We start from the raw sequence: 9,175 nt of genomic DNA on the forward strand, positions 1-9,175 counted from the left end.
TGTCGGGCGTACGTATGCAGGCAAAAGTGCACCTGATCACATGTCACAACGATATGGCGAAGAACATTGTAAAAGCCGTTGAACGTTGTGGCCTGAAAGTTGACCAACTAATTTTCGCCGGACTTGCCGCGAGCTATTCCGTGCTGACCGAAGACGAACGTGAACTGGGCGTCTGTGTGGTCGATATTGGTGGTGGTACAATGGACATGGCTGTCTATACCGGCGGTGCGTTGCGCCACACCAAAGTGATCCCGTACGCCGGGAATGTGGTGACCAGCGATATCGCTTACGCCTTTGGTACGCCACCGAGCGATGCAGAGGCGATTAAAGTGCGCCACGGTTGCGCGCTGGGCTCTATCGTCGGCAAAGACGAGAGCGTTGAAGTGCCGAGCGTAGGCGGTCGACCGCCGCGCAGCCTGCAACGCCAGACGCTGGCAGAGGTAATTGAGCCGCGTTATACCGAGCTGCTCAACCTGGTCAACGAAGAGATTTTGCAGTTACAGGAACAGCTTCGCCAGCAGGGTGTGAAACATCATCTCGCAGCGGGGATTGTATTAACCGGCGGGGCAGCGCAAATTGAAGGTCTTGCGGCCTGCGCTCAGCGCGTGTTCCATACGCAGGTGCGTATTGGTGCGCCGCTGAATATTACCGGTTTAACGGATTATGCTCAGGAGCCGTACTATTCAACGGCGGTGGGCCTGCTGCACTACGGGAAAGAATCCCATTTAAGTGGTGAGGCAGAGGTGGAAAAACGCGTCTCGGTGGGGTCGTGGGTCAAACGACTTAACACCTGGTTGCGAAAAGAATTTTAATTTTTTAAGAGACCGGAGAGAATTAGCGGTCTCGGGCGACAGGCACAACGGAGAGAGAGATTATGTTTGAACCTATGGAATTAACCAACGACGCGGTGATTAAAGTCATCGGCGTCGGTGGCGGCGGCGGTAACGCCGTAGAGCACATGGTGCGCGAGCGCATCGAAGGTGTTGAATTCTTCGCGGTGAACACCGATGCGCAGGCGCTGCGTAAAACGGCTGTTGGCCAGACGATTCAGATCGGTGGTGGCATCACCAAAGGTCTGGGAGCAGGGGCTAACCCGGAAGTGGGCCGCAACGCGGCTGAAGAAGATCGTGAAGCGCTGCGCGCTGCACTGGACGGTGCAGACATGGTCTTCATCGCAGCGGGTATGGGCGGCGGTACAGGTACCGGTGCAGCACCCGTTGTGGCGGAAGTCGCTAAAGATTTAGGTATTCTGACCGTTGCTGTCGTGACCAAGCCTTTCAACTTTGAAGGTAAGAAGCGTATGGCTTTCGCGGAGCAGGGTATCACCGAGCTGTCCAAGCACGTGGACTCTCTGATTACCATTCCGAACGACAAGCTGCTGAAAGTGCTGGGTCGCGGTATCTCTCTGCTGGACGCCTTTGGCGCGGCAAACGACGTGCTGAAAGGCGCGGTTCAGGGTATCGCTGAACTGATTACCCGTCCTGGCCTGATGAACGTTGACTTTGCAGACGTTCGCACCGTGATGTCCGAGATGGGCTATGCGATGATGGGCTCTGGCGTGGCGAGCGGTGAAGACCGTGCGGAAGAAGCCGCTGAAATGGCGATCTCTTCTCCACTGCTGGAAGATATCGATCTGTCTGGCGCGCGCGGCGTGCTGGTCAACATTACCGCTGGCTTTGACCTGCGTCTGGATGAGTTCGAAACCGTGGGTAACACCATCCGTGCATTCGCCTCTGACAACGCGACCGTTGTTATCGGTACGTCCCTTGACCCGGAAATGAACGACGAACTGCGTGTGACTGTTGTGGCCACCGGTATCGGTATGGACAAGCGTCCTGAGATCACCCTCGTGACCAACAAACAGACTCAGCAGCCGGTGATGGATCGTTACCAGCAGCACGGTATGTCGCCTCTGACTCAGGAGCAAAAACCGGCTGCGAAAGTGGTGAACGACCCGACTCCACAAACGGCAAAAGAGCCAGATTATCTGGATATCCCGGCGTTCCTGCGTAAGCAAGCTGACTAAGAATTGGCTGGAATTTGGGGATTTGCGCTCTTTGTGCTAAACTGGCCCACCGTTAGTGATATACACTCTCGGTTGGATAGTTAATTTGGCGAGATTATACGATGATCAAACAAAGGACACTTAAACGTATCGTTCAGGCGACGGGTGTCGGTTTACATACCGGCAAGAAAGTCACACTGACGTTACGCCCTGCGCCGGCCAATACCGGGGTCATCTATCGTCGCACCGACTTGAATCCACCGGTAGATTTTCCGGCCGATGCCAAATCTGTGCGTGATACTATGCTCTGTACTTGTCTGGTGAACGAGCATGACGTGCGGATTTCTACCGTAGAGCACCTGAACGCCGCCCTGGCGGGTCTGGGTATCGACAACATTATGGTTGAAGTCGATGCGCCAGAAATCCCGATCATGGACGGGAGTGCTGCTCCGTTCGTTTATTTGTTGCTGGATGCCGGCATCGAAGAACTGAACTGCGCGAAGAAATTTGTTCGCATTAAAGAGACCGTTCGCGTCGAAGATGGCGACAAATGGGCTGAATTCAAACCGTACAATGGTTTCTCGTTGGACTTCACCATCGATTTTAACCATCCGGCGATTGACTCCAGCACCCAGCGCTATGCGATGAACTTCTCTGCGGATGCGTTCATGCGTCAGATCAGCCGAGCACGTACCTTCGGCTTTATGCGTGATATCGAATATCTGCAATCCCGCGGCCTGTGCCTGGGCGGCAGCTTCGATTGTGCCATCGTTGTTGACGATTATCGCGTACTGAACGAAGACGGTCTGCGTTTTGAAGATGAATTTGTTCGTCACAAAATGCTGGACGCGATCGGCGACCTCTTCATGTGTGGTCACAACATCATTGGTGCCTTTACCGCGTTTAAATCCGGTCATGCACTGAACAACAAACTGTTGCAGGCCGTCCTGGCAAAACAGGAAGCCTGGGAATATGTGACCTTCGAAGACGAAGCTGAACTGCCGCTGGCGTTCAAAGCCCCGACTATGGTCCTGGCGTAACGGTTAAAGCCGTTTCGTAAGAAAAGCGACTGGTTCACCTGGTACTCTCTCCGACCAGGGAAGCCAGTCGTTTTTATTTCTGCCCTTTCTGGATTTGTCTCTCTCACCCCTGGCCTGTGTTGGGTGCCAAATAACGGTGTGTTCGCTGCATTAATGACCGTTTTTACCTGCTGCAAGGTGTCATTCCTGCTGTCGTGTATTGGCTTTAGTGGTAATATCTGGGCGCTAAAAAAGAATAACTGAACTCAGCCTGCACTGGCGGGCGAACGTGGTGGAGCAAGTGAGCGGAATACTGACGCGCTGGCGACAATTTGGCAGACGTTACTTCTGGCCGCATCTCTTATTGGGGATGGTCGCGGCGAGTCTCGGCTTGCCTGTGCTCAGCAACAGCGCAGACGCGGCAACGCCAGCACGTTCCACGACGACCAAGCATGATCTCACCACGCGGGTTAACTTCACTAATCTCGCATGGCTTGAAGCCAACCGTCGTCCCAATTTCTCCGTTGATTACTGGCAGCAACACGCGATTCGCACGGTTATTCGCCATCTGTCGTTCGCGATGGCGCCGCAGACGATGCCTGTTGCTGAAGAAACGCTGCCGGTCCAGGCTCAGCACCTTGCTCTGCTCGATACGCTCAATGCGCTTCTGACGCAGGACAACCAGCCGCCTGTGACCGTGAGTCAGACGGCGCAAACTGCTTTTGTTTCCCCCGCATCCTTCTCTGTTTCGACCTGGATTAGCCAGGTTCACGGCATCCGTGCCGGGCCTCAACGCCTCAGCTAAATTAACCCTTTTTCAATACCTTAATTTATCTGCCCGACTGGGGCGTTTGAGAATTTATTATGCTAATCAAATTATTAACCAAAGTTTTTGGTAGTCGTAACGATCGTACCCTGCGCCGCATGCGCAAAGCTGTGAACGTCATCAACGGTATGGAACCGGCGATGGAGAAGCTCTCTGATGATGAACTGAAAGCAAAAACCGCGGAGTTCCGTGCGCGTCTGGAGAAAGGCGAAACCTTAGAAAGCCTGATCCCGGAAGCCTTTGCCGTAGTACGTGAGGCCAGTAAACGCGTGTTCGGCATGCGTCACTTCGACGTGCAGCTGCTGGGCGGGATGGTGCTCAACGAGCGCTGCATCGCGGAAATGCGTACCGGTGAAGGTAAAACCCTGACTGCAACGCTGCCGGCTTACCTGAATGCGCTGACGGGTAAGGGCGTTCACGTTGTTACCGTCAACGACTATCTGGCGCAACGCGACGCCGAAAATAACCGTCCACTGTTCGAATTCCTCGGCATGACCGTGGGCATTAACATGTCCGGCCTGCCGGCACCTGCGAAGCGTGAAGCCTACAACGCGGACATCACCTACGGCACCAACAACGAATACGGCTTCGACTACCTGCGTGACAACATGGCGTTCAGCCCTGAAGAGCGCGTCCAGCGTAAACTGCACTATGCGCTGGTGGATGAGGTTGACTCCATTCTGATCGATGAAGCGCGTACCCCGCTGATCATCTCCGGCCCGGCCGAAGACAGCTCCGAGATGTACCGTAAAGTCGACAAAATCATTCCACACCTGCTGCGTCAGGAGAAAGAAGACTCCGATACTTTCCAGGGTGAAGGTCACTTCTCCGTGGATGAAAAAGCGCGTCAGGTCAACCTGACCGAACGCGGCCTGGTGAAAATCGAAGAGCTGCTGGTGGCTGAAGGCATTATGGAAGAGGGCGAGTCTCTGTACTCCCCGAGCAACATTATGCTGATGCACCACGTAACGGCTGCACTGCGCGCGCACGCCCTGTTCACCCGCGACGTTGACTACATCGTTAAAGACGGTGAAGTCATCATCGTCGATGAACACACCGGTCGTACCATGCAGGGACGTCGCTGGTCCGATGGTCTGCACCAGGCCGTGGAAGCGAAAGAAGGCGTGGATATTCAGAACGAAAACCAGACGCTGGCGTCTATCACCTTCCAGAACTACTTCCGTCTGTACGAGAAGCTGGCGGGGATGACCGGTACCGCAGATACCGAAGCGTTTGAGTTTAGCTCCATCTATAAGCTGGATACCGTGGTAGTACCAACCAACCGTCCAATGATCCGTAAGGATATGCCGGACCTGGTATACATGACTGAAGCGGAAAAAATCCAGGCGATCATCGAAGATATTCGCGATCGTACCGCGAAGGGCCAGCCGGTTCTGGTGGGGACCATCTCCATCGAGAAATCTGAAGTGGTGTCTAACGAGCTGACCAAGGCGGGCATCAAGCACAACGTGCTGAACGCCAAGTTCCACGCTAAAGAAGCAGATATCGTTGCGCAGGCGGGTTACCCGGCTGCCGTAACCATCGCTACCAACATGGCGGGTCGTGGTACCGATATTATGCTCGGCGGTAGCTGGCAGGCCGAAGTGGCCGAGCTGGAAAACCCAACCCCGGAGCAAATCGCGCAGATAAAAGCCGACTGGCAGGTGCGTCACGACGCGGTGCTGGCATCCGGTGGTCTGCACATCATTGGTACCGAGCGTCATGAATCTCGTCGTATCGATAACCAGCTGCGCGGTCGTGCGGGCCGTCAGGGTGATGCCGGTTCTTCCCGTTTCTATCTGTCTATGGAAGATGCGCTGATGCGTATTTTCGCCTCTGACCGTGTGTCCGGCATGATGCGTAAACTGGGCATGAAACCTGGCGAAGCGATCGAGCACCCGTGGGTTACCAAAGCGATTGCCAACGCCCAGCGTAAAGTAGAAAGCCGCAACTTCGATATTCGTAAGCAGCTGCTGGAATATGATGACGTTGCCAACGACCAGCGTCGTGCGATCTATACCCAGCGTAACGAACTGCTGGACGTGTCCGACGTGAGCGAAACCATCAACAGCATTCGCGAAGATGTGTTCAAAGCCACTATCGACGCGCACATTCCACCGCAGTCTCTGGAAGAGATGTGGGATATCGAAGGCCTGCAGGAACGTCTGAAAAACGACTTCGACCTCGAACTGCCAATCAAAGAGTGGCTGGACAAAGAGCCTGAGCTGCACGAAGAGACCCTGCGCGAGCGTATCTACGAAACCGCGCTGGACGTCTATAAGCGTAAGGAAGAAGTGGTTGGCGCTGAGATGATGCGTCACTTCGAGAAAGGCGTAATGTTGCAGACCCTGGACTCCCTGTGGAAAGAGCACCTGGCGGCGATGGACTACCTGCGTCAGGGTATCCACCTGCGTGGTTATGCGCAGAAAGATCCGAAGCAGGAGTACAAGCGTGAATCCTTCTCCATGTTTGCTGCCATGCTGGAGTCGCTGAAGTATGAAGTCATCAGCACTCTGAGCAAAGTTCAGGTGCGTATGCCGGAAGAAGTGGAAGCGATGGAGCAGCAGCGTCGTGAAGAAGCTGAGCGTCTGGCACAGATGCAGCAGCTGAGTCATCAGACCGATGAGAGCGAAGCCGCAGCGGCAATCGCAGCGCAGACGGGCGATCGTAAAGTCGGTCGTAACGATCCGTGCCCATGTGGTTCCGGCAAAAAATACAAGGCGTGCCATGGCCGTCTGAGCTAAGAACATAACAAAACGAAAAGGCGCAGATATCTGCGCCTTTTTTATGGAAGTGACATGATGAAAACACTGCAAATTGCTGTCGGGATCATTCGCAACCCGCAAAACCAGATCTTCATTACCCAACGTGCCGCCGATGCGCATATGGCCAACAAATGGGAATTCCCCGGCGGAAAAATCGAATCAGGTGAAACGCCGGAGCAGGCGCTGGTGCGTGAGCTTCAGGAAGAGGTGGGGATCACCCCGCATGGCGCAACGCTGTTCGATAAGCTGGAGTACCAGTTTCCGGACAGGCACATCACGCTGTGGTTCTGGCTGGTGGAAAACTGGGAAGGTGAGCCATGGGGAAAAGAGGGGCAGCCGGGTAACTGGATTGAGCTTCAGGCCAGCGATGCGGAAAAATTCCCGCCTGCCAATGAGCCTGTGATCCTCCGGCTGGTCGCACAACCGTAGGCCTGCTAAGCGAAGCGCCAGCAGGCTTTAAATGTTACTGCTGGTTTTCGCTCCAGTCATCGCTATCCGAGAGATCGCCTTCGCTCGGAATGCGTTTCTCTTCCGCCGCCCATTCGCCCAGGTCTATAAGTTGACAGCGTTTGCAGCAGAATGGGCGAAATGGACTCACTTCTCCCCAGACGACAGTTTTCCCACAGGTTGGGCAGTTTACGGTGGTTACGTCAGACATCGGCACTCCTTAACAACAGGCCAGTTCAAAATCGAGGCGTTCCGGCACGGTGCCATGCTCACTGTCCAGCGGCATAAAGCGGATCGCGAAACGGCTTTTATGTCCGGAAATTTGCGGGTAAAGCTGCTCGCCAAGAGAGAGATTCAAACGCAGAAGATCGGCGTCGTCGCCGTTATCCTGATAAAAACCGTTGAGACTGGTCTGCTTGCGGAACGGGGCAGAGTTACGCACAAGATCGAGGATCAGGGATAACGTTTGATTCATCGGCTCCAGACTGCCCATCCAGCTGTTTACCTGGCGATCGCGCTGTTCCTGCGGCATGTGCAGCCACATATGCAGCGTTGGAAGGTCAAAGCTACAGCAACCGCCCGGTATGCTCAGACGCTGACGCACCAGCGCAATCAGACGGTCCTCGCGTAAAAATTGTCCAACGCGCGGCGCGGCCATCAGCGTCGCGCTGCTGTTTTTTAGCTGCTGGCGTAAAGCGTCAATTCGACTTTTATCTACGCCCGGTACTTCGGCCCAGGCCTGTAATTTACGCTGCTGGCGCTCCAGCTCTTTCAACAGCTCAGTGCGGACATCGCCGCGTTCAATCACATCCAGCAGATCGCCCACGTTGCGGAAAAAATGCAGCGCGGTGGCGTGATCGTTGACGGGCAGATGTTGTGAAAGTTGTTGAATAAGAAATTCTATGCGTAGCCAGGTACGCATTTTTTCGTTAAGCGGATGCTCAAAAAGGATATGAGTCGACATTATGGTTTTTCCTGTGCAACGGCCTGCGCGGCGAAGGTCAGATACTGCGCGTGCAGACGAGCAACATCCGATGCAATGGCATCTGGTGCGCCGTTATTATCAATAACATCATCCGCAACGGCGAGGCGCGCTTCGCGCGTGGCCTGTGCGGCAAGAATTTGTTCAGCATGCTCGCGTGAAACATGGTCACGCGCCATGGTTCTCTGGATTTGCGTTTCGCGGGAAACATCAATCACCAGCGTTCTGTCTGCTTTATTTTGAAGCTGATTTTCCACCAGTAACGGGATCACCCACAACACATAGGGCGAACTGGCTGCGGCAATCTGACGCTGAGTTTCCTGGTGGATAATGGGGTGGAGCAGGGCATTAAGCCAGGCTTTTTCCGCCGGATCGGAAAATATGCACTCACGCAGCTGCCGACGATTCAGGGTGCCGTCAGCCTGTATCACTCGGCGACCAAAATGCGCTTCAATGGCGTTTAAGGCGGGTGTATTGGGTTCTACCACCTGACGGGCAATGATATCGGCGTCGATAATTGTGATGCCGAGACGAGCAAACGCGTGCGCAACGGTGCTTTTACCACTACCGATGCCGCCGGTTAATGCGACGATATACCCCATTAAATCAGATCCTGGGAATTATTCAGTTTTAAAATCAGTTGCTTAAAATTCAAACTTACAACAGCCAATGTTTAGCTCTCTTTACCCGCTTTTTACCAGGTAAATTTATAGGATTGTAGCGTAAAAAAAGAGAATTTCGCAGTCTTGCGGAGCAGGTATTAGTGCGTATGATAGCGTCACTGGAGTTGTGCTTTTAATATATTTGCCTCTAACCCCAGGAATCCGCACATGCGTATTGAAGAAGATCTGAAGTTAGGTTTCAAAGACGTTCTTATCCGCCCTAAACGCTCTACACTGAAAAGTCGCTCAGACGTTGAACTCGAACGTCAATTCACCTTTAAGCATTCCGGTCAGACGTGGTCTGGCGTGCCGATTATCGCGGCCAACATGGACACCGTCGGGACCTTCGAGATGGCGACCGCGCTGGCGCAATTCGACATCCTTACTGCGGTACATAAACACTACAGCCCTGAGGAGTGGAATGCGTTTGTCGCCTCCGCCTCGGCTGACGTGGTGAAGCATGTGATGG

General features: G+C 54.1%; 10 protein-coding genes. 7 read left to right on the forward strand and 3 right to left on the reverse strand.

The window, feature by feature from the left end; translation table 11 throughout:
- The 6 genes from ftsA to mutT all read left to right on the forward strand — a co-directional run.
- Nucleotides 1-812, forward strand: an 812-nt coding sequence (gene ftsA, locus HP459_RS18460; RefSeq protein ID WP_171936613.1) for a cell division protein FtsA, incomplete at its 5' end; no start/stop codon positions are given.
- A gap of 62 nt (nucleotides 813-874) precedes the next feature.
- Nucleotides 875-2,026 (forward strand): cell division protein FtsZ, encoded by a 1,152-nt coding sequence (ftsZ, locus tag HP459_RS18465; protein ID WP_022647048.1) that lies wholly within the window; start codon nucleotides 875-877, stop codon nucleotides 2,024-2,026.
- A gap of 101 nt (nucleotides 2,027-2,127) precedes the next feature.
- A complete protein-coding gene (lpxC, locus tag HP459_RS18470; RefSeq protein WP_003856337.1) occupies nucleotides 2,128-3,045 on the forward strand; it encodes a UDP-3-O-acyl-N-acetylglucosamine deacetylase in 918 nt (305 codons plus the stop codon).
- 280 nt (nucleotides 3,046-3,325) lie between these two features.
- Entirely contained in the window at nucleotides 3,326-3,829 is a 504-nt protein-coding gene (gene secM, locus HP459_RS18475; RefSeq protein ID WP_032621757.1) for a secA translation cis-regulator SecM, read from the forward strand.
- Between the two features lie 59 nt (nucleotides 3,830-3,888).
- Nucleotides 3,889-6,594, forward strand: coding sequence for a preprotein translocase subunit SecA (gene secA, locus HP459_RS18480; protein WP_022647050.1), 2,706 nt, complete (start codon nucleotides 3,889-3,891; stop codon nucleotides 6,592-6,594).
- Nucleotides 6,595-6,651: 57 nt separating this feature from the next.
- The gene (mutT, locus tag HP459_RS18485) at nucleotides 6,652-7,044 is read left to right on the forward strand and encodes an 8-oxo-dGTP diphosphatase MutT (protein WP_032625594.1); all 393 of its coding nucleotides are present in this window, start codon (nucleotides 6,652-6,654) and stop codon (nucleotides 7,042-7,044) included.
- 34 nt (nucleotides 7,045-7,078) lie between these two features.
- Here the strand turns inward: mutT and yacG are convergent, their stop codons facing one another.
- Genes yacG through coaE form a run of 3 tightly spaced genes read right to left on the reverse strand, consistent with a single transcriptional unit; the run spans nucleotide 7,079 to nucleotide 8,646 of the window.
- Entirely contained in the window at nucleotides 7,079-7,273 is a 195-nt protein-coding gene (gene yacG / locus HP459_RS18490; RefSeq protein ID WP_003856332.1) for a DNA gyrase inhibitor YacG, read from the reverse strand.
- 9 nt (nucleotides 7,274-7,282) lie between these two features.
- Nucleotides 7,283-8,026, reverse strand: coding sequence for a cell division protein ZapD (gene zapD / locus HP459_RS18495; RefSeq protein ID WP_022647052.1), 744 nt, complete (start codon nucleotides 8,024-8,026; stop codon nucleotides 7,283-7,285).
- Nucleotides 8,026-8,646, reverse strand: coding sequence for a dephospho-CoA kinase (gene coaE / locus HP459_RS18500; RefSeq protein WP_022647053.1), 621 nt, complete (start codon nucleotides 8,644-8,646; stop codon nucleotides 8,026-8,028). The genes zapD and coaE overlap by 1 nt, the downstream gene beginning before the upstream one ends.
- 228 nt (nucleotides 8,647-8,874) lie before the next feature.
- Between coaE and HP459_RS18505 the strand changes: the two genes are divergently transcribed.
- Nucleotides 8,875-9,175, forward strand: a 301-nt coding sequence (locus HP459_RS18505; protein ID WP_171936614.1) for an IMP dehydrogenase, incomplete at its 3' end; no start/stop codon positions are given.

This window comes from Enterobacter sp. CM29 (assembly GCF_013179605.1).
GTDB lineage: Bacteria > Pseudomonadota > Gammaproteobacteria > Enterobacterales > Enterobacteriaceae > Enterobacter > Enterobacter intestinihominis.